The sequence below is a fragment of the Paenibacillus hodogayensis genome (assembly GCF_039536325.1).
Lineage (GTDB): Bacteria > Bacillota > Bacilli > Paenibacillales > NBRC-103111 > Paenibacillus_AB > Paenibacillus_AB hodogayensis.
Window position 1 is genome coordinate 1 of record NZ_BAAAYO010000021.1, and the last position, 20623, is coordinate 20623.

Annotated in this window: 13 protein-coding genes; all 13 read left to right on the plus strand. The window is 54.7% G+C overall.

Annotated elements, in window-relative coordinates; all coding sequences use genetic code 11:
- Nucleotides 1–230 precede the first annotated feature (230 nt).
- The 13 genes from ABD796_RS33155 to ABD796_RS33210 all read left to right on the plus strand — a co-directional run bounded on the left by ABD796_RS33155 (nt 231) and on the right by ABD796_RS33210 (nt 20610).
- Entirely contained in the window at nt 231–827 is a 597-nt protein-coding gene (locus ABD796_RS33155; protein WP_344916625.1) for a cupin domain-containing protein, read from the plus strand.
- The gene (locus tag ABD796_RS35760) at nt 824–1153 is read left to right on the plus strand and encodes a helix-turn-helix domain-containing protein (protein ID WP_379116014.1); all 330 of its coding nucleotides are present in this window, start codon (nt 824–826) and stop codon (nt 1151–1153) included. The genes ABD796_RS33155 and ABD796_RS35760 overlap by 4 nt, the downstream gene beginning before the upstream one ends.
- Nucleotides 1154–1367: 214 nt before the next feature.
- The gene (locus ABD796_RS33160; RefSeq protein ID WP_344916627.1) at nt 1368–2915 is read left to right on the plus strand and encodes an extracellular solute-binding protein; all 1548 of its coding nucleotides are present in this window, start codon (nt 1368–1370) and stop codon (nt 2913–2915) included.
- A gap of 3 nt (nt 2916–2918) precedes the next feature.
- Complete coding sequence (locus tag ABD796_RS33165; protein ID WP_344916629.1) at nt 2919–5276, plus strand: helix-turn-helix domain-containing protein; 2358 nt, start codon at nt 2919–2921, stop codon at nt 5274–5276.
- A 440-nt stretch (nt 5277–5716) separates the two neighbouring features.
- Nucleotides 5717–6985 (plus strand): ABC transporter substrate-binding protein, encoded by a 1269-nt coding sequence (locus ABD796_RS33170; protein ID WP_344916630.1) that lies wholly within the window; start codon nt 5717–5719, stop codon nt 6983–6985.
- A 33-nt stretch (nt 6986–7018) separates the two neighbouring features.
- A complete protein-coding gene (locus ABD796_RS33175; protein WP_344916631.1) occupies nt 7019–11512 on the plus strand; it encodes a CBM96 family carbohydrate-binding protein in 4494 nt (1497 codons plus the stop codon).
- Nucleotides 11513–12008: 496 nt separating this feature from the next.
- Complete coding sequence (locus ABD796_RS33180; protein ID WP_344916632.1) at nt 12009–13286, plus strand: ABC transporter substrate-binding protein; 1278 nt, start codon at nt 12009–12011, stop codon at nt 13284–13286.
- Between the two features lie 110 nt (nt 13287–13396).
- Nucleotides 13397–14299: a carbohydrate ABC transporter permease gene (locus ABD796_RS33185; RefSeq protein WP_344916634.1), complete on the plus strand. Its 903-nt coding sequence runs from the start codon at nt 13397–13399 to the stop codon at nt 14297–14299.
- Nucleotides 14300–14314: 15 nt separating this feature from the next.
- Entirely contained in the window at nt 14315–15139 is an 825-nt protein-coding gene (locus ABD796_RS33190; protein ID WP_344916636.1) for a carbohydrate ABC transporter permease, read from the plus strand.
- Nucleotides 15140–15256: 117 nt separating this feature from the next.
- Nucleotides 15257–17137, plus strand: a complete 1881-nt coding sequence (gene iolD, locus ABD796_RS33195) for a 3D-(3,5/4)-trihydroxycyclohexane-1,2-dione acylhydrolase (decyclizing) (protein WP_344916638.1) — start codon at nt 15257–15259, stop codon at nt 17135–17137.
- Nucleotides 17131–18042: a myo-inosose-2 dehydratase gene (gene iolE, locus ABD796_RS33200; RefSeq protein WP_379116130.1), complete on the plus strand. Its 912-nt coding sequence runs from the start codon at nt 17131–17133 to the stop codon at nt 18040–18042. Before iolD ends, iolE begins: the two co-directional genes overlap by 7 nt.
- A 6-nt stretch (nt 18043–18048) precedes the next feature.
- Nucleotides 18049–19059: a 5-dehydro-2-deoxygluconokinase gene (gene iolC / locus ABD796_RS33205; RefSeq protein WP_344916643.1), complete on the plus strand. Its 1011-nt coding sequence runs from the start codon at nt 18049–18051 to the stop codon at nt 19057–19059.
- A gap of 105 nt (nt 19060–19164) precedes the next feature.
- A complete protein-coding gene (locus tag ABD796_RS33210) occupies nt 19165–20610 on the plus strand; it encodes a CoA-acylating methylmalonate-semialdehyde dehydrogenase (RefSeq protein WP_344916645.1) in 1446 nt (481 codons plus the stop codon).
- The last annotated feature ends 13 nt before the right edge of the window (nt 20611–20623 follow it).

Below are 20623 nucleotides of genomic sequence, written 5' to 3' on the forward strand. Positions count from 1 at the left end.
CTCATACGAGAAGTTTACCATCTTTTAGCATTAATTTATAGTTTGAAGACACGCTCTAGTTTATTTTTGGTTCAGACAGCCTTTGCAGGCATCTGCTAATCAAAGTTTTCTGAACAAGGGCGGGGTTTCTCCGCCCTTATTCGTGTTGGTTGTCATATTTTCCGGGCAGCGGCATACTGCCGATTATCGCTTTGGTATAATGGAAACATCCTACAGAAGAAGGTGATCGCATGCCGCAGCTGCCTGTTCACAAAGAGCCGTTCCAACGCATGGAGTCGTTCGAAGGAACGCGTTTTCCGTTTCGCTGCACGGATGTAACCAAAACGAGAGACGGCTATCTGGTGTTCCCTCACTGGCACCGGCATATCGAAATCATTCGCGTTCTGCAAGGACCTGTCCAGGTTACCCTTGCAAACAAAATGTTTACTGCATTTGAAAGCGATATCATCTATATCGGCAGCGGACAAGTACACGCTGTCCAGACGACAGCCGGCTCACCAGCCCATATTAGAGGTGTCGTTTTTGACCCGCTGCTTGTCACCAATTTGTCCGAAGGCTTCGACTCCGACTATCATTATTTGCTGTATTCGAATTGGCGGCATACGCCTGACAAATATTCCGACTCCCATCCGTTATGGGAAAAGCTGAACGCTCTGTTGATCAGTTGTCAGCAGGAATACGTCAACCAGGATATAGGCAGCGAGGTGATGATTCGGGCAGCTGTATATCAGATTGCCACGGCCTTGCTAAGAGATTTCCATCAGAACGGCAGGGGACTGCAGAGGGGGGAACTGGCAAAGGCTACCGCGCACATCTGGACGCATTGAAACCGGCTTTAGACTATATCGAGAGCCGCTTCGCCCATTCCATATCCCTTAAGGAGCTGTCCACTCTGTCTAATATCAGTCCGTTCTATTTCAGCCGCTACTTCAAAAAAGCTACCGGCGTAACCTTGACGGGCTACATCCATTCAACAAGAATAAACAAAGCGAAGCAAATGCTGATCAGCGAGCCGTTCACCATAACGGAAATCGCCGAAAAAACGGGCTTTTGCGATGTTCACTACTTTGGACGCGTTTTCAGAGCATGGACCGGAGTAGCCCCGACAACGTATAGAAACGAAATAGCCCGCCATGGAACCGAGCGGCAATAAAGAATCCCTCATCCATATCCCGATACTACTGTTCCGACTCAACCGACGCTATATAACCTCATGTGTAATATTGGTACAGTTTTACCCTGTCGTTGCCGCATTCTTACCTATCACTCGCTAAAAAAAGCGGAAAATAAAGGAATGTCCGTCTTTTTGTAGAAATCTTTTTGTTTAGCGGAAACGACGTTCAAAAATAGACTTTGTAGGGGAGGTTATGATGATCGAAAGAGCCGGCAAGTGGACCGCAGCGCTGTTGACGCTTCTGGCTGCGTTTGGTTTTGTACTGGGAGCATGCGGCGGCTTAGCTGACGAATCCGTCGCTCCGAAGCAGCTCAGCATTTCCATGTTCGACAGGGGACAAGTATCCAGCGATGAAGGAACGTACCGGAACAACCGCTGGGTGCAGTGGATTCGGGAGAAGTCCGGCATATACGTGACCTTCGTGCCGGTTCCGAGAGTCGGGCAGGACAGGCTGAATGTCTTGCTTGCAGCCGGCGAAGCTCCCGATCTGATCTGGGAATACGACCGAAGATACATCGGCATGTTGGCGTCACAGGGCGTCATTCAGCCGGTCGACGGACTGCTGGAGACATACAGTACCGTCTATCGAAACTACTTGAAGGAGCATCCCGAATTGATGCCCTACCTTTCGTTCAACGGGCAAATGTATGCGGTTGCAACGAGGCGGCCAGTAACTTCCGTCGCCAATCACGCCATATGGATCCGGCAAGACTGGCTGGACATCCTGGGACTGCAAACGCCGCGAACGCTTGACGATCTGCTGCATGTGGCCAAAGCGTTTCGGGATCGCGATCCGGACGGCAACGGCCAAGCGGACACGTTGGCATTCGCGGGCAATGAAAAAGCCGACATCATTTCCGCCTTATTCGGCACCCATCGGAACGAATGGTTTTTGGAGGACGGGAAGGTCAAGTACGGACCGACCACAGACCGATATATGGAGGCAATCCGGTTCGAAAAGCAGCTTCATGATGAAGATCTTATCGATAAGGAGGGCAAGGCGGGCCTGCAGGCGTGGGTGGACGGCAAAGCCGGAATATGTTTGTGCCAATGGAGCAGTCCGCTGCTGACGGATCTGATGAACAACGATGCAGACGCCAGACCCGTGCCGCTCGAGCCGGCAGAGACGAGATGGGGTACCTATGGTTTGTATCAGGAGGAGCCGCCGTATATATACGTCGCCTTCAATAAGAAGATGAAGGACCCCGAAACGGCGGTCAAGTACTTGGACTGGATGCTGGAAAAAGGATGGAGCGAGCTCGTGTACGGAACGGAAGGCGAGCATATGAAAACCGTGAACGGTATTCCGCAAATGATTAGCGCCGACAAATACAGGAAAGAGATGCTGTACGCCTACGAATACGCCGTGCTCCGACAGGAAAAAGGGTGGGAAAGCGCTTTGTCCGCCAAGGCTGCTCCCGATCCGTTGTCGCAGCGAGTGGCGCGCCTGCAGGAGGAAGCGCTGCAGGTCGCTTTGAAGCATCCATACCGACGGGATTTTCCGTACCCGCCCAATTTTGTAGAAATGAATGAAACGATTACGTCTATCGGACAGACGTTTGATACGATTAAAGCCAAAGCGGTACGGCTTGGCCCGAACTACTCCCCCGAATGGGCGATGCAGGAAATTAGAAAGGAATGGCGGCGCGCGGGCGGAGAACAAGCGGAAGCGCTTATCCAAGTTTGGTACGATAACAACAAGGCCGGCATGATGGTAATGGCTGAGCGGATAGGAGGATAAACCGTGAACGTTCTTCAGACCCGGCTGACGAAAAAATTGTTTCTCATCCTGCTCGCGCTTTTGCTTGTGGCCGTTTCGTTGACCGCTTTTCTTTCTTACCGGATCGTCACCGGCAGACTTCAGCATGAGATGGCGAACGCGAACATGGAGCTGCTGCGCCAGATCGACGAGAAGCTGAAGCTGGTTTTGAAGGATATCGACCGCAATATGATCCGGCTGTTGAAGAAGGAAGAGGTGCGCAAGTTTTTCGACATCGAAATGGGAGAGGGAGAGCGCAAAGCGAACCAGGCCGCGATCGATAATTTGCTGAACGATATGATTCAAAGAAGCGACGCTTTGTTTTCGGTCGACCTGTACTCGTATGTCAAGCAGCAGAAAAGGTCCGCCACCACCAATACAGATGAAACGGCAGCGGAAAATTACGAGTGGATCGGGCAATTTTACTCGGCGGACGGCTTTCAAAGCTGGCTTCCGACCCGCAAACTGATTTTGGACAATAAAAACTTCCCTTTGTACCAGGATGTGGTGACCTCGGTTCGCACGTATCCTCTGCTGCATTCTCCCGGGTATCGAAGAGGGGCTGCGGCGGTCAGCATCAAGCAAGAGGCGCTGTACAACCTCGTTCAGGATGCGGAGCGATATCCGGGGCCGGAGCTTTCTTTTGTCATCGACCGCACGGGGCAAGTGATTCTTCATCCGGATTTCAAAAAGGTGGGCCAACATGTTGGCGAAATTCCGTACATCGCCAAATTGCTGAAAAACGGCAAGGAAGGCTCTTTTGTCACAGACGTGGACACCGCCCGCAGCTCGGTTTTTTACTTCACAAGCGAATATACCGGCTGGAAGCTCATTCGGATCGTTCCGGTCATGGCGCTCAACAAGCCGCTTGTTCATACCCGAAACACGCTGCTGGCGGTATCGGTCCTGCTGTTTGCCGCCGCCGCGCTCGCTGCCGTTCTGGTAAGCCGCTGGACGTTCAAGCCGATCAACCGGTTTATTTTCAGCATGTCGCGGAAGCTGAGGTTCCATCCTTTGCATGGTAACGAAGGCCGATATTCCGATGAATTCGATCATCTGGAAACGATGATGCAGGATGTATTGATCGACAGCGAGCGGCTGGAGAAGCAGATCAAAGAAAGCAAGCCGTTGATGAGATGGCGTCTGCTGATGAAAATGTTGACGAACGATTCGGGTGGTTTCCGCAATATGAATTCCTATTTGGACTTGGTGGGCGTGCGACTGTATGACGGCTGCTTTGTCGTCATGAGCATTCAGTTCGACAACCGGCACGAGATCGCAAGCGCGCGCGACTTGCATTTATACGCTTATGCGCTGTGCAATATTGCCGAAGAGATCGTGAACGCGGAGCACAAAGGCGCCGCAATGGAATGGGAGGAAGGGCGCTGCGCCGTCATTGTCAGCTTTGAAGACAAAGACAACGAGGAGAGGCTTGCGGTTCGCGCCGTTGCCGTCGCGGATCAGATCAAGCATGGCGTGCACAAATCCTTGAAAAAAACGGTGACGATCGGCGTCGGCGGCATCGTGTACGCCATGCCGGACATCTCCCTCTCCTACAAGCAGTCGATGGAAGCGCTAAAGTACAGATTGATAATCGGCGGCAATATGGTCATCACGGCGGACGAAATCCTCGACTCGCGCAATGGCGAATACAACGGATTGTTCGCGATGATGGACAGCACAATCGATTCGTTGAAGCAGTCCGATGCGGCAAAACTCCAGTCGCAGGTCGCCCACTGGTTTGAGTCGCTGGCCCGCAGCAATGTGCCCCCGGACACGCTTAACCATTTAGTCGTTCAGCTTTTGATGAGGGCGGCCGTGATCGCGGATGAAATCGGCATGAAGCCGGAGGAATCGGACGCGGGGCCGACGATGGAAGAGGTGTTAAGCCGCTGCGAACGGCTGGAGCAAATCCGCGAGTTTACGGACGCAACGCTGTCCGAATATATCCGCCGGATCGCTGCGAGACGCAATAACCGGGATAAGAACGAAAAGATTGAGGAAATGGTCCAATTCATTCAACACAATTACAAGCTCAGCGATTTGTCCTTGCATTATTTATCGGACAAGTTTCAGATTAGCCTCTCGCATCTGAGCCGAATGTTCAAGGAATACACAGGGGACAATTTTATCGACTACTTGACGGAGCTGCGTGTCGCGAAAGCGAAGGAGCTGCTCACCGGCTCCGGCGGGAAAATACGCGATGTTGCCGAAAGGGTAGGGTATACGCACGATACGAGCTTTATCCGGATTTTCAAAAAATTCACCGGACTGACTCCCAGCGAATACCGGGAGCGCGAAGGGGGAAAGCCCAATTCCCCGGCGCTGGCGCAAAAAAAGTAAAAGATGTTGAGTCTCTATCGGCATGCTCCGGCCGATGGGGGCTTTTTTTGCGTGACGGCGACCGGTTTCGGCCTGATTTTAAGCGGAATTTCCGATTAAGCAAGAGAGGAAAGCGAAAGCAAAAAGTGTATGTTTCCCGTCCTGCGGCGCCCGTGCTACTTTAATGCAGGACTGCGCAAGCGCCATTGCGCAGGAGAAGGACGCTTGCGGGGAGGTGAACGTCAATAAGCAGGAGGCGCTCCGTTCATGGTCCGTTGGTGGCGGTGGACGGATGAGTATGGCGAATGGAGAATAGCGGTGTATGGAGAAACGGCCGCATTCCAAACTATCTGAAAGGGGTTACAAACCGGGGTGAACGTGACATGAAGAAGGTTGTCGTCTTTTCCTTGAATCTGGTCTTAAGCGTATCCTTATTGGGTTGTGCGGCAACGGGGGGAGGAATGAAATCCGATGGGAAATCCGAATCGAAGCCCGAGGCGGCGAAGGCGCCGGTTACGTTAACGCTTTACTTGCACGGGGCTGCGTTAACGGACAATGAATTTCAACGTTTTTTCGCCGAACCGGTCAAAAAGAAGTTCCCTCATATTACGCTCGAATTTCTAAAGGATAAGGCAAACGGAGGAACCGATCCGAATGAGTTGATTACCGCGGGAACGTATCCGGATATGTTGTACGGAAGCAATACGGCCGTGTTCGCGCATAAAGACTTGAAGTGGATTGCGGATCTGTCCCCCTATGTGAAGAAGGAGAAGGTCGAGCTGTCGCGGGTCCATCCTGCCATCGTGGAGACGTTGGGGATGTATGCCGATCGTGAAGGGGAAATGATCGGACTTCCGTTCGTGACCAACTATGCGGCATTGTTTTACAACAAAGACATTTTTGACAAATTCGGAGTCGGTTATCCGAAAGATCTGATGACGTGGGATCAAATTATGGGACTTGCGCGGCTATTGACCCGTACGGATGCGGGAACCCCGTACATCGGACTCGATTTCACGGAGCCGGACAGGCCTGGCGGACAGCTATCTCTTCCGTTGGTCGAGCCCAAAACCGGAAACAGCGTCATTACCTCTGATGGCTGGAAAAAAATATTCGGCCTGCTGAAACAAAATTACGACATTCCGGGCTACATCGGTCCGAACAACAAGTGGACGTACGGGCTGAACGCGTTTCTAAAAGATCGGAATTTGGCGATGCTGCCCAATTGGGCGGACGGGGTCATCGGCCCTGCAGAGGAGTTTATGCTAAAGGGACAGCCTTTGAATTACGATATTGCCGCTCTCCCCAATTTCGAGGACGCGCTCGGTACGGGAAGAGAGGTCGATATGCATCTGCTGATGCTGTGCAACCAGAGCAAGCATAAGGATGAAGCTTTTCAGGTCATGAGCTATATGATGTCCGAGGAAATTCAGACGATCGTCGCCAAGGCGGGGCGGTTTCCCGTATTGAACTTACCGGAACTGGAGAAGGGGTTCGGCGCCGATCTCGGCAGCCTCAAGGGCAAAAACACGGCGGGGATTTTCAAAGCGAAGCCTAGAAACATGCATGACAATCCGAACCAATTCGACCGGTCCATCGTGAAGCCCAGATTGAATGATGCGGCGAAAGCGGTTGCTCTCGGTCAGAAGGACATCAATACGGCGCTTCGGGACGCGCAGGAGCTAGCCGACAAGCAGATGGCCGATGCACGGAAAGCCAAAGGCAATTAGGGAGTCGACCACAAGAACGAAGGAGTGACGGTATTGGTCTTTAAGGGAACGTTGAATAAAATAAGTCTGGCGCTCGCCTTTCTCATGCTCGCTTCGCTGCCGTATCCTTGGATCGCCGCCATGGAGCCCGCCGTCCGGCAGGTGCGCGCGGAAGGCGCGCCTGTCGGGCAAGCGACGTATGCCCCGGCCGTTCAGCTTGCTCCGGTTGAAGATACGTATGTCCAAGGCGGGGCGCAGGCGGCCAACAATTTTGGAGCGAGTACCACCCTCGCCGTCAAAACAAGCAGCGCGGGACTGACGCGGCAAGCGCTGATGAAGTTCGATTTGAGCTCGTTTGCCGGTCCGCTCGGCTCGGCCAAATTGAAAGTGTACGGCGCAGTCACGGACGGAGAGGGCTCGGAGGTCGACGTTCAGGTTTACGGCCTGGAGCAGGACGGCTGGAGCGAAGGAACGCTTACCTGGAATACGCGGCCGCAGCCGCAGCATTATTTGGCTTCCGCGCATATGAACAAAACGATGAAATGGCACGAATACGACGTGACTTCGTTCGTGAAGCGTCAGCAAGAGCTGGACCAAACGGCAAGCTTCCTGTTCCTGGAGGAAGCGAATCCCGGCTTGCTCGTCCAGTTGAACAGCAAGGAAAACGCGGCGAACAAGCCTTATCTGGAGCTGTCTGCCGCACGGGTACAGGAAGCCTCGCCGGTCTGGCCGTCAAGCAGCGGCTTGCGGGCTCTAAGAGCAAGCGCGAACAGCGCGCAGCTTAGTTGGACCGCCGCGACGGATGCAGCAGGCGTTTCCGGTTATCGCGTGTATCGCAACGGTACCGTAATCGGCTCGGTGTATGGCCAACAGCAGACGTTCACGGTGAACGGTCTTGCGCCGGGCACACGTCATACGTTCAAGGTAGAAGCCGGGAACGCAGCCGGTCATTGGAGCACGGACGGTCCGTATGTTACGTATGAGGCGAACCAATACGGGCTGGAAGGAGAGGGGGAGTCGTATGTCTCGGCGAACTTTACTCCCAGTATTCAAACGGGAGCCGCCTACAGCGGCGGAAAGTTTTTGTCCCTGTTCTCCGACGTCCCGTCGCCAAATGACGGATACTGGGTGCAGTATGCGGTTTACGCGCCCGTCGCCGGCGCTTACCGGCTCGACGTTGCCTCCTCGCCGATCAATGCGGCATGGGCATCGCCCTACGACCTGAAAATAAACGACGGTCCGTTCGCACCTGTCTCCCATGCAGTGGAATACGGAAAAATCACCGATACGGTGCGCCAGTTTCATCTGCAGAACGTCGTGCTGGAAGCGGGGTTGAATACGCTCTCGTTTCGCGTAAAGGAGCGGCGGACCCAGCCCGATACGAGGTACGCCTTTTTTCTCGACTCGTTCCAGTTGACCTTTGCCCACCATACGGAATATGAGGGAGAGACGGCGTTCTCGACCAATTTCGCTCCGGGCGTGCAGTCGGGGGCCGAATACAGCGGCGGCAGACAGCTAGCCCTGTTCACGGATGCGGCGCCTCCGGCAGGCGGATATGTAGCGGAATACCGCATAGAGGTATCGCAAAAGGGGCTGTATCAGCTCGATGTTGCCGCAACTCCGCATCAGGCGGCCTGGTCCTCTCCCTACGAGATTTCCGTCAACGGCGGCAGCTTCAAGAGGGTGACGGAAGCCGTACAATATGCCACCGTCAACAGCATGGTGTACAAGTATCATCTGGAGCCTCTGACGCTTCAGGCCGGCTCGAATTCGATCGTGTTCCGCGTCACGGAGCCTCGACAGCAGCCGGATGCGAAATATGCGTTCTTCCTGGATTGGTTTCGCGTCGCACCTATCGGCGCATCGGTCCGGTCTTTGACGGCCAGCGCGCCGATGAACGTCTTCCAGTACGGACAACCTGCGAGCTTCCAGGTGCGCTTGAGCAACCAGACGGGCTTGCCGGCCAAGCTTGCCTACAGCATTCGGGACTATTGGGATCAGGAGGTGTCTGCGCAGACGTTGACGCTTCCCGGTGAACAAGACACGGCGGACATATCGCTAAGCGAATTGCCGAAAGGACACTACCGGATCAAGGTGCAATTGGCGGGAGCGGAGGAGAGCCTGACGGAGCTGTTCTCCATCGTTACGTCGCTTGCGGATCGGCCGCAGGTGGACGATTCCCCGTTCGGGCTCGATGCGGCCATGGCCTGGATCGTGCCGAAGAGCAAGCTGGCGGAAGTCGCAACGGTTCTCAAGCTGACCGGAGCGACCTGGATTCGCGACCGGTTCCGCTGGAATGATGCCGTGAACCCGGAGCCCGGAACGTTCAATTTCGCGGCTGACGTCGCCAAGGATGCGATTAGCGCGCTTTCGGACGCCGATCTGCATATATCGGACGTGTACCACAGCGCTCCGAGCTGGACTCGGAACGCGGCCAATGCCAAGCTGCCGGACGACTTGATCGCCGCCTACCAAATGGCCAAACAATCGGCCGACTATTACGGCGATCAGGTCAAAACCTGGGAAGTGTGGAATGAGCCGGATATTACGTATTTCGCAAACCCGGACGAGACGGCGGATAAGTATGCCGCGTTTCTGAAGGCGGCTTCCATCGGATACCGAGATGCCGCTTCCGATCCCCATGTCGCAATAAGCGGATTCGCGTTGCTGCCGGGCGTGTTCGAGCAGGTGGCGATGGAGAATGAGCTGCTGCCCTATTTCGATATATACAATTTTCACCGGCACCAGCGCTACAAGGCCGGTGCGAGTTCGATGCCTTACCCGAGCGGCGTGGAGCTGCATCAGCAATTTCTCGATCAATACGGGGGCGGAGCGAAGCCGATGTGGGTGACCGAGGCGGGCATTTCCTTTGCCGCTGCGGCGCCTGTCGAGCTGACGCATAGACAGCAGGTCGTCCAAGCCCGCTATATGGTGACGTCTACGGTAACTTCGATTGCGCAAGGCACGGATAAGCATTTTGGATTTCTGGCGCTTCCTCTACAGGAGGGCGCTTATTATTGGGGTATGCTGAGCCGGACCTATACGCCTTATGCGGCTTATGCGGCGGAAGCGGTCATGACGGAGGCGCTGGGCCGGGGCGACTATATCGGTCCGCTGAAAGGACTGCCTTCAATCGTGACGGGACACGCTTTCCGTGACGGGTCGGATACGGTGGCGGTACTATGGTCTTCTTCGCCGGAGCAGGTTACCCTGCAGCTGAATGTTCCACAAGTGACATCTACGGATATTATGGGTAAGAAAACGACGATGACGGCCGCAGCAGGAGGGACGTATACCGTTGCAGCCAGTCTCGATCCGGTGTATATCCGCCTGCAAGGCGAACTGCCGCAAGCGCTCGTACAGCCAACCGATCGTCCGATCATCCAGCCGGCGCCGCGCCAGCCGTTGACGACTGCGGAACGGGTCGTTCTGGCACAGCTTTACCCGGCCGAGACAAGGGCGGACAGCAAGGAGAACGGCTACAGTCTGAAGTACGACCAGCCTAACAAGGTTCGGCTCGAAGTAAACAACCTGAATGCGCTGCCGATGCGAGGAACGATCGTCGGTTCCGCCGAGGGCGGTTGGCTGATCGAGGAGCCGGTGCGTTCCATCACCGTGCAGCCGTACTCGAAGACAATCGTCGAGTTCGACGTGGTGGCAGGCTCTGCGGTCGTTGCCAATATCGCGTCGCCTGTCTCCTTCCACGGGGAATTCGGAGGGGAACGGACGACCAAGTCTGTCGCCTATGTACGGACCGTGGCCGATGACCAGATCGGTCAGCTTCTTCCGGGTTCCGGGACACCGGCCCAGTGGCGCCTGGACTTGCCGAATGCGATCGCCGCGATCGGCGCCGGAACGGTCACCGCAGGTCAGGAACCCGGGTCCGTTCAGTTCAAGTATCAGTTCGGCCAAGGGGACAAGTGGGCCTATCCGTTCCTGCTGCTGCCTGAAGCCACGGATTACTCCGAATTCCCGGGCTTTGCCTTCCATCTGTACGCGGATCAGAAAATCAGCGGCACGACACTCCGGCTCTTCGTCAAGGAAAGGTCCGGAGCCCGGTTCATTACATCGGCGGGCTTCACCATCGAGCAGGGGTGGAACCAGATCAAAGTGCCGTTTGGGCTGTTCTCTCATTTTGACGGGGTCGACGCGAACGGCAAGCTCGATACGAACGAAATCGTTAGCGTCCAGATTGGAATCAATACGACGCTGAGCGACGTTCCGCCTTTTACGATCAAAAATTTCGGCGTGTACGGCCATTTCCCGCTTGATCGGACTCCGCCCGTCACGACGGCGACGGTATCGCCCGAAGAACCGGATGGAGAGAACGGGTGGTATTTGCAGCCGGTTACCGTTTCGCTGCATGCAGTCGACAACAAGCCGGGCCTCATATCGACGACGTACAGCCTCGATCAAGGCGCGACATGGACCGTCTATACGGACCCCATTGTCCTGGATCAAAGCGGAACGCATGAGCTGCGGTTCCGTTCGTCCGATGCGGCGGGCAACGTAGAGCCTGTTCAGACGCTGATCTTCAAGATCGTTTAGACCTCTTCATAGAGGCTTAATGATTCGCTTCAATTCCTGTTTCCTCTCTAGTGAGAAAAGGATCGCGGCCGCTGCGGCTTCGGTCCTTTTCCGTTCTTGAACGTGTGTGCGCAGGCAGGGGAACGGGGAAGGCGCTTACAAGGGGTATATAATTCACAGAAAATAAAGGATACTTTCATGACAAATGGGAAAACTCTTTGTAGCGCTATTCCCGGATGAATCTTCGGAAAATAAACTTCAGAAAACAATGCTTGACAACAAGAGGGCGAATAATTACTATGTAGTTAAGCGCTATATCCGCCAAGTATAGCGCTTAACTTAAGGCAGGTTAAGCGCTATACTTGAAAATTTGTATGTGCATCCCAATCAAGTTTTCCGGTCACTTCATTTGATTGAAAGCGATCCCATTTGATAGTTTCCAAATTTCCGGACGGATTCGGAATTTGGTTTCTATAATCAGTCAACGAACATTCATTTATTTGGAGGGGGCTATTCAATGAAAAGGAAATTAGCAGGGGTAGCAATCGCATCGGTGGTCTTATTGGCGGCTTGTTCCAACACCAATGATTCGGGAAACAATAGCCAGAATGCGGAAAACGGATCGAAGAAAAAGGTAGCGATTACTTACGGGATATGGGATAAAAACTACCAGCCGGCCGTTGAAAGCGTTATTAAGAAATTTAATGAAACACATCCAAATATTGAAGTGAACATCGAGCTCACGCCGTGGGATCAATATTGGGCCAAGCTGGAAACGGCTGCAGTAGGAGGCAGCCTGACGGATGTATTTTGGATGAATGGACCGAACGTTATCAAATACGCTTCCAACAAAATGATCAAGCCGCTCGACGATCAGATCGCCAAAAGCAAAGTCGATCTTGGAAACTTCCCGAAAGGTTTGAACGACCTTTATACCATTGGCGGCAAAACGTACGGAATTCCATTCGAGCTTTCGACGGTAGGATTATGGTACAACAAAGAGCTGTTCAAAGCGGCCAACGTGCCGTTCCCCGATGCATCTTGGGACTGGAACAAGGTTCGCGAAGCGGCCAAAAAGCTGACCGATCCGTCGAAGGGCGTATGGGGGATAGCGGCTCCTATGGCCAACCAGCAAGGCTTCTATAATACGATTTTGCAGAGCAAGGGCTACGTCATCTCCGAGGACAAGAAAACATCGGGTTACGACAAGCCGGAAGCGATCGAGGGCCTGAAATTTTGGACGGATCTGATCAAGGACGGCGTATCGCCGACAGCGGCCCAGATGCAGGAAACGCAGCCGGAGAAATTGTTCGAGTCCGGAAAAGTCGCGATGATCTATGACGGATCGTGGATCGTAGGCGAATTTGCCAAAGTCGATTACACCAAAGACAAGGCGGACGTGGCCGTTCTTCCGAAAGGAAAGGCCGACACGAGCGTCATTCACGGCGTGGCTAACGTGATCAATGCGGGGACTAAGCACCCGGATGAAGCCTGGGAATTCATGAATTTCTTGAGCTCCAAGGACGCTGCTCTTATATTCGCCAAATCCGGGGCGGTTATTCCGGCCTTTACCGGTACGCAAGACGATTGGGTAAAATCGGTGCCGAATTTCAACCTGCGCGCCTTTATCGACGTGATTCCGAAAGCGCAAGCGTATCCCGTTTCCAAAAGCACGGCCAAATGGCTGGATGCCGAAAACGAGTTTTTCACGAAAGCTTGGTATGGACAAATGACAATCGAAGAAGCGGCCAAGCAAGCCGCAACGAAAATGAACGGCATATTGGCCCAGGAATAAGCTTCGCGAGCATGGGCTCTATCCGCGGATAGAGCCCCTTTTAAGCTGGATGTCCCCCAGGGCTCGCAGTATCCCGCGCCGTTCGTTCGAGAAGAAGGAGGAAAGCGATAATGAATGTCAAACCGTATCGGAGCCGATACCAAAAAAGCGATGTGACTTGGGCCTTCTTGATGATAGCTCCGAACGTGCTGGGGCTTGCGTTTTTTTACATGTGGCCCATTATTCAGACCGTCTATTTCAGTTTTACGAAATGGGGCGATTTCGGGACGTATCGTTGGGCAGGCTTGACAAACTACAGCAGGATGCTGGACGATCCGACCGTATGGCAGGCGCTGCGGAATACGGCTCAGTATACGTTTATCTCGGTCCCGATCGCCACGGCGCTCTCCATCCTGATCGCGGTGCTTTTGAATCAAAAGATTCGGTTGGTTTCGTTATACCGCACCCTTTACTTTTTGCCGGTCGTCACGATGCCCGCGGCGATCGCTATGGTGTGGCGGTGGTTGTACAGCACGGATTACGGTCTGATCAACCAAACGTTGAAATTGTTTTCCTTTTCGGGCGTAGGCTGGCTAAGCAATCCGGATATTGCTCCCTTTTCGCTTATTCTTGTCGGCATTTGGAGCAGCGTCGGCTATAACATGATCATTTTTTTGGCGGGTTTGCAGGGTATTTCCAAATCTTACTACGAAGCTGCGGAAATTGACGGCGCCAATCGGCTAACCCAATTTTTCAGAATTACTCTTCCGGTTTTAACGCCAACCATCTTCTTTGCGACAATAATCTCGCTGATCAATGCTTTTCAGGTATTCGATCTGATCTGGATGATGATCGGCGAAAAAAATACATCGATTTCGTCCACGCAATCGCTCGTCTATTTGTTCTACAAACAGGCGTTCATTTTGAGCGATAAAGGATATGCCGCGGGAATCGCCGTGCTGCTGTTCATTATTATTTTAGCGGTAACGATAGTCCAGATGAGACTGCAAAAAAAATGGGTGCATTACGAATAGGAGGCGGTCCCGACAATGAGAGAACAGTCAAGATTTTCGAAAACTATCGTCCATCTTCTGCTTATCGCAGGGGCCCTGCTGATGCTGTTCCCCTTCTTGTGGATGATGATCACCTCTCTGAAGACGGTCGGAGAGTCCACGCAAGTGCCCATGGTCTTCTTTCCGAAGACGCCTCATTGGGTGAACTACTCGGAAGTGACGACATTGCTGCCTTTCGGCAAGCTTTATTTCAACACGGTCATCGTCACTTTGCTGAAAGTTGCAGGCCAGCTGCTGTTTTGCTCCTTGGCGGCCTATGCGTTTGCCCGCATCGAGTTTCCGTTCAAGAACACGATTTTCATCTTGTGCCTGTCCGTCTTGATGGTGCCGAGCCAAGTGTATATGCTTCCGCAGTTTTTGATCATGCGCGATTTTGGCTGGCTGAATTCCTTAAAGGCGCTTATCGTTCCCGGGCTGTTCAGCGCGTTCGGCATGTTTTTGCTGCGGCAATTTTTCATGTCGCTTCCGAAGGAGCTGGAAGAAGCCGCGAAGCTGGACGGCTGCAACCATTTTCAAATCTATTACCGGATTTTGCTTCCGTTGACGGGTCCCGGATTGGTTGCGGTAGCCATCTTTACATCCTTGGCCACGTGGAACGAGCTGATGTGGCCGATGATCGTAAACAGCAGTCCGGACAAAATGACGCTGTCGGTCGGCTTGTCTTCTTTGCAGGGCCAGTTCGGCACGAATTTTCCGGTGCTGATGGCAGGGTCTTTGTTGGCGCTATGGCCAATGGTCTTTTTATTCGTCTTTTTGCAAAAGTATTTTGTCGAAGGCATCTCGTTCACGGGGACCAAATAAGCTGGAGGTTCCGGTGCCGGGGGGCGTAATTTCGCCCGCATACACAATCATTTGTTTCATTGTTGCGGATTAAGCGCTTCACCCGCCAATGAACATTTTAAAGGGAGGGGACCCAAGATGAATACGATTCGGCTTACGATGTCTCAGGCGCTGCTGCGTTATTTGGATCGGCAATATATTTCGATAGACGGAATCGAGACGAAATTCGTTCAAGGCGTGATGGGAATATTCGGCCACGGCAATGTGACGGGGATCGGCGAAGCGCTTGAGCGAAGTCCGGGGGACTTGCTTTATATTCAGGGGAAAAACGAGCAGGGGATGGTTCACGCGGCGACCGCTTTCGCCAAACAATCCAACCGGCGGCAAATCTACGCGTGCACCTCGTCCATCGGGCCGGGAGCGCTCAACATGGTCACAGCGGCGGCGACGGCAACCGTTAACCGGATTCCCGTGCTGCTGCTCCCGGGGGATAACTTCGCTTCGCGGCAGCCCGATCCGGTTCTTCAGCAGCTGGAGGTCGTCTCGGATTACAATGTGTCGGCGACGGATGCGTTCAAAAGCGTCAGCAAATATTGGGATCGAATCGTCAGGCCGGAGCAGCTCATGTCCTCGCTCTCGCAGGCGATGCGGGTGCTGACCGATCCGGCGGAGACCGGGGCGGTTACACTGGCTCTGCCCCAGGACGTTCAGGCGGAAGCCTACGATTATCCGCTCGCCTTCTTCGAGAAGAAGGTGCATATAGTCGATCGCCGTCCGCCGTCCTTGCAAGCCGTCCAACGGGCTGCCAGTCTGATCAAGGGCAAAAAACGGCCGTTGCTGATCGCAGGCGGCGGGGTGCTTTATTCGGATGCGGCCAAGGAGCTTGCGGCGTTCGCCGAAGCTTGCGGCATTCCCGTGGCGGAAACCCAGGCAGGCAAAAGCTCCTTGCCATGGAATCACGCCTGGAACGTCGGGGCGATCGGGGTAACCGGCTCGCTTGCCGCCAACCGGCTGGCCAAGGAAGCGGACGTGATCATCGGCGTCGGCACCCGGTATTCCGATTTCACCACATCTTCGAAGTCTGCGTTCGCTCGGCCGGACGTGCAGTTTGTCAACATCAACGTCAGCGGCTTCGATTCGGTCAAAATGGACGGGGAAGCGATTGTGTCGGACGCCAAAGCGGGCTTGAACGCCTTGCTGGAAACGCTCGGCGCGGCGAATTACCGCAGCGGTTACGCATCCGGCGAGATCGCCGAATTGAAGGAGCAGTGGGATAAGGAAGTCGACCGCTTGTACGCAGCGGAGCATGAAGCCGGTTTTGCCCAAACGCGCGCTCTAGGCATCGTCAACGAGGCGATCGATCCGTCCGCCATCGTGACTTGCGCCGCAGGCAGCCTGCCCGGCGACCTGCATAGGCTGTGGAGAGCCGCCGAGCCCAAAACGTATCATATGGAATACGGGTTCTCCTGTATGGGCTATGAAATCGCCGGCGCATTCGGGGCGGCGCTTGCCGAGCCCGACCGCGACGTATATGCAATCGTGGGCGACGGCAGCTATTTGATGCTCCACTCCGAGCTTTTGACCAGCTTGCAGGAAGGCCGGAAAATCACGATTGTGCTGTTCGATAACCACGGCTTCCAATGTATCCATAATTTGCAGCGCGGTCACGGCAGCGACGGCTTCGGCAACGAGTTTCGCCACCGCGACGGCTCCACGGGCAGATTGACCGGCCCCTATATGAAAATCGATTTCGCCGCTCACGCCAGAAGCCTCGGCGCCCAAGCATACCGGGCCGAGACGGCGGAGCAGCTGAAGCAGGCGCTCGTGCAGGCGAAGCTGGAGACGGTCACGACGTTGATCGAGATTCCTGTCGTCCCCGGCACGAATACGGGCGGCTACGAATCCTGGTGGCAGGTAGGCGTTCCGGAAGTTTCGCAGAGCGGCAAAGTGGTAGCCGCCCATCAAGACATGCAATCCCGGATCATGTCGGTCAGAAGCCGAGGAGGAGCGCAATCGTGAACGGAATACCTTTTAAGCTGGGGATTCATCCCATCAACTGGGTCGGCGAAGATGTGAGGGAGCACGGCGCCGATACCCCTTACGAGCAAATCCTCGATGAGATTGCGGCATTGGGCCTGCATGGGACGGAAATGGGGCGCAAATTTCCGACAGACCGCGCCGTGCTCAAGGAGGAGTTGTCCAAGCGGGACATCGGACTGGTCTCGCAATGGAAATCGGTGTTGTTCTCCGACCCTGCCTACCGGGAGTCCGAGCTTGCGGCTTACCGGGAGCATGCCGCTTTTCTGAAAGATATGGGCTCGAAAGTCATATCGACTTGCGAGGTCGGGGGATCGCTCCATTTTGACCCGCGGCGTTCGCCGAATGAGAAGACGATTATTCCGCTGGACGAAGCAGGCTGGCAGAGCGTGGCGGAAGGCTTGAATGCGGCCGGGCAGATTGCCCAAGAATACGGGCTCAAGCTGGCTTACCATCATCATGGCGGCACGGTTATCGAATCCCGGCAAGAAATCGATCGGCTGATGGAGCTGACCGACAGCCGCTATGTGTTCTTGCTGTTCGATACCGGGCATGCCTACTACGGAGGAGCGGACCCGCTCGAGGTGCTCCGAACCCATTACAACCGGATCGCTTACGTCCATCTGAAGGACATTCGTCAGACGGTGCTCGACGAGGCGCGGGCGGACCGGTCCGATTTCGTCACGTGCATCCGTAAAGGCGTATTTACCGTCCCCGGCGACGGCGGGCTCGATTTTGCCCCAATATTCAAAGAGTTGCTGGAGCGGGGATACGACGGATGGGCGATGCTGGAAGGCGAGCAAGATCCCGCCCTGCATCCCGCCTATGCATACGCCAAACGCTCCTTGGCCTATATCGAATCGCTTATTCCACAAGAAAGCAGGTAGCAGCCAATGACTTATGTTACGTTTCCGGATAACAAAGAGTTGGATTTTGTCGCGATCGGCAGGCTTTGCATCGATCTGAATGCCAATGAAATCAACCGGCCGATGGAGCAGACAATGACGTTTACGAAATATGTCGGCGGCTCTCCGGCGAATATTACGATTGGGATGTCCCGATTCGGCCTGAAAACGGCGTTTATCGGTAAAATCGCCGACGATCAGATGGGACGATTTATTGCAGATTATTTGCAGCGCAACGGTATCGACACGAACAACGTGGTTACGGACCGCACGGGTGCGGTGACGGGACTCGCTTTCACCGAAATCAAAAGCCCGACGGACTGCAGCATTCTCATGTATCGGGACAATGTCGCCGATCTGAAGCTGTCGCCCGGGGAAGTGAGCGAAGCGCTTATCGCCAAAACGAAGGTGCTGCTCATCTCCGGCACGGCGCTGGCGCAAAGCCCTTCCCGCGAAGCGGTATTCCAGGCGCTGGAATATGCCAAGAAGCACGGCGCGGTCATCGTATTCGATCTGGATTACCGGCCTTATACGTGGGCGACGCCGGAAGAAGTCGCGGTCTATTACAACTTGGCCGCCGAAAAATGCGATATCATTCTCGGTACCCGCGAAGAGTTTGATATGATGGAACGTTTCGAAACGAATCCGGAGCATAGCGATCAAGTGACCGCGGCGAAATGGTTCGATTATTCGGCCCAAATCGTCATTATCAAGCACGGCAAGGAAGGCTCCATCGCTTATACGCGGGACGGAGCAAGCCATCGCGCCGACAGCTATCCCGCCAAAGTGGTCAAAACGTTCGGAGCCGGGGACTCGTATGCGGCCGGATTTTTGTACGGCGTTATGCAGGGCTGGACGCTCGAGCGTAGCATGGCGTTCGGCAGCGCCTCGGCCTGCATCGTCATCTCCAGCCATAGCTGCTCGGATGCGATGCCGACCTTCGAGCAGGTGAGCGACTATATCGAGCGCTGCGAACGCGGCGAGATCGTTCCGTCTTAACGTTTACAACATGTCTGAGCAGCAAGGCAGTCCTTTTCGGAATGAGACGGCTTCTCAAACATTCGTTCAACTAGAGACACCAACATTCGGGAGGAGAGAAACATCATGACACAAGTGTTGAAAAATTGGATCGGCGGCGAGTGGGTCGATGCCGCATCTGCGCAAACGGAAGCCGTCGTGAATCCGGCGAACGGGGATATATTGGCTTACGTCCCCCTGTCAACGAAGGAAGATGTGGACCGTGCCGTTCGGACCGCCAGCGCGGCGTTTCAAACGTGGAGAACGACGCCGGTTCCTCGCCGGGCGCGAATTTTATTTAAATACCAGCAGCTGCTTGTCGAGCATTGGGAAGAGCTTGCCGCGATCATTACCGAGGAGAACGGCAAAACCTACAGCGATGCTTACGGCGAAGTACAGCGCGGCATCGAATGCGTCGAATTCGCCGCCGGCGCGCCTTCGTTGATGATGGGCCGGCAGCTTCCGGATATTGCGACGAACATCGAATCCGGCATGTACCGGTATCCGATCGGCGTAATAGGAGGCATTACCCCGTTCAATTTTCCGATGATGGTCCCCTGCTGGATGTTTCCTCTCGCGATCGCTTGCGGCAATACGTTCGTGCTGAAGCCGTCGGAGCGCACTCCGCTGTTGGCCAACCGGCTGGCCGAGCTGTTCAAGCAAGCCGGATTGCCCGACGGCGTTCTGAATATCGTGCATGGCGCCCATGATGTCGTGAACGGCATTCTGGAGCATAAAGATATTCGGGCGGTTTCGTTCGTCGGTTCCCAGCCCGTCGCGGAGTACGTGTACAAAACCGGCTCGGCGAACGGCAAGCGGGTACAGGCGCTTGCAGGAGCGAAAAACCATTCGATCGTCATGCCCGACGCCAACCTGGACCTTGCCGTCAAGGAAATTATTAACGCGGCATTCGGTTCGGCAGGGGAGCGCTGCATGGCCTGCGCCGTCGTCGTGGCGGTAGGAAACGTGGCCGACGAGCTGGTAAGCCGGCTGACGGAAGCGGCCGACCGGATCGTGATCGGCAACGGTATGGAAGAAGGGGTGTTCCTCGGACCGGTTATCCGCGAGTCCCATAAAAAACGGACAATCCATTACATTGAAACCGGCGAAAAAGAAGGCGCGCTGCTCGTGCGTGACGGCCGCAAAGATTCCGCCTCCGAAGGCGCAGGCTATTTCGTCGGACCGACGATCTTCGACGGCGTCAAGGCCGGCATGACGATATGGAACGATGAAATTTTCGCGCCGGTATTGTCCATTGTGCGCGCGGAGACGCTGGAGGAGGCCATCTCGATCGCGAATCGTTCGGAGCTGGCAAACGGCGCCTGCTTGTTTACGACGAACGGCAGCTCCGTCCGGCAGTTCCGCGAAACGATCGACGCGGGGATGCTCGGCATTAATCTCGGCGTCCCGGCTCCGATGGCGTTCTTCCCGTTCTCGGGCTGGAAAAACTCGTTCTACGGCGATTTGCATGCAAACGGGACCGATGGCGTGGAGTTTTTCACCCGCAAGAAGATGGTTACCGCCCGCTGGTAAGCGAAGGGTCGAA

Coding starts and splice junctions, on each gene's coding strand:
- ABD796_RS33155 (WP_344916625.1), top strand. CDS start 231: ATGCCGCAGCTGCCTGTTCACAAAGAGCCGTTCCAACGCATGGAGTCG.
- ABD796_RS33160 (WP_344916627.1), top strand. CDS start 1,368: ATGATGATCGAAAGAGCCGGCAAGTGGACCGCAGCGCTGTTGACGCTT.
- ABD796_RS33170 (WP_344916630.1), top strand. CDS start 5,717: ATGAAATCCGATGGGAAATCCGAATCGAAGCCCGAGGCGGCGAAGGCG.
- ABD796_RS33180 (WP_344916632.1), top strand. CDS start 12,009: ATGAAAAGGAAATTAGCAGGGGTAGCAATCGCATCGGTGGTCTTATTG.
- ABD796_RS33185 (WP_344916634.1), top strand. CDS start 13,397: ATGAATGTCAAACCGTATCGGAGCCGATACCAAAAAAGCGATGTGACT.
- ABD796_RS33190 (WP_344916636.1), top strand. CDS start 14,315: ATGAGAGAACAGTCAAGATTTTCGAAAACTATCGTCCATCTTCTGCTT.
- iolD (WP_344916638.1), top strand. CDS start 15,257: ATGAATACGATTCGGCTTACGATGTCTCAGGCGCTGCTGCGTTATTTG.
- iolC (WP_344916643.1), top strand. CDS start 18,049: ATGACTTATGTTACGTTTCCGGATAACAAAGAGTTGGATTTTGTCGCG.
- ABD796_RS33210 (WP_344916645.1), top strand. CDS start 19,165: ATGACACAAGTGTTGAAAAATTGGATCGGCGGCGAGTGGGTCGATGCC.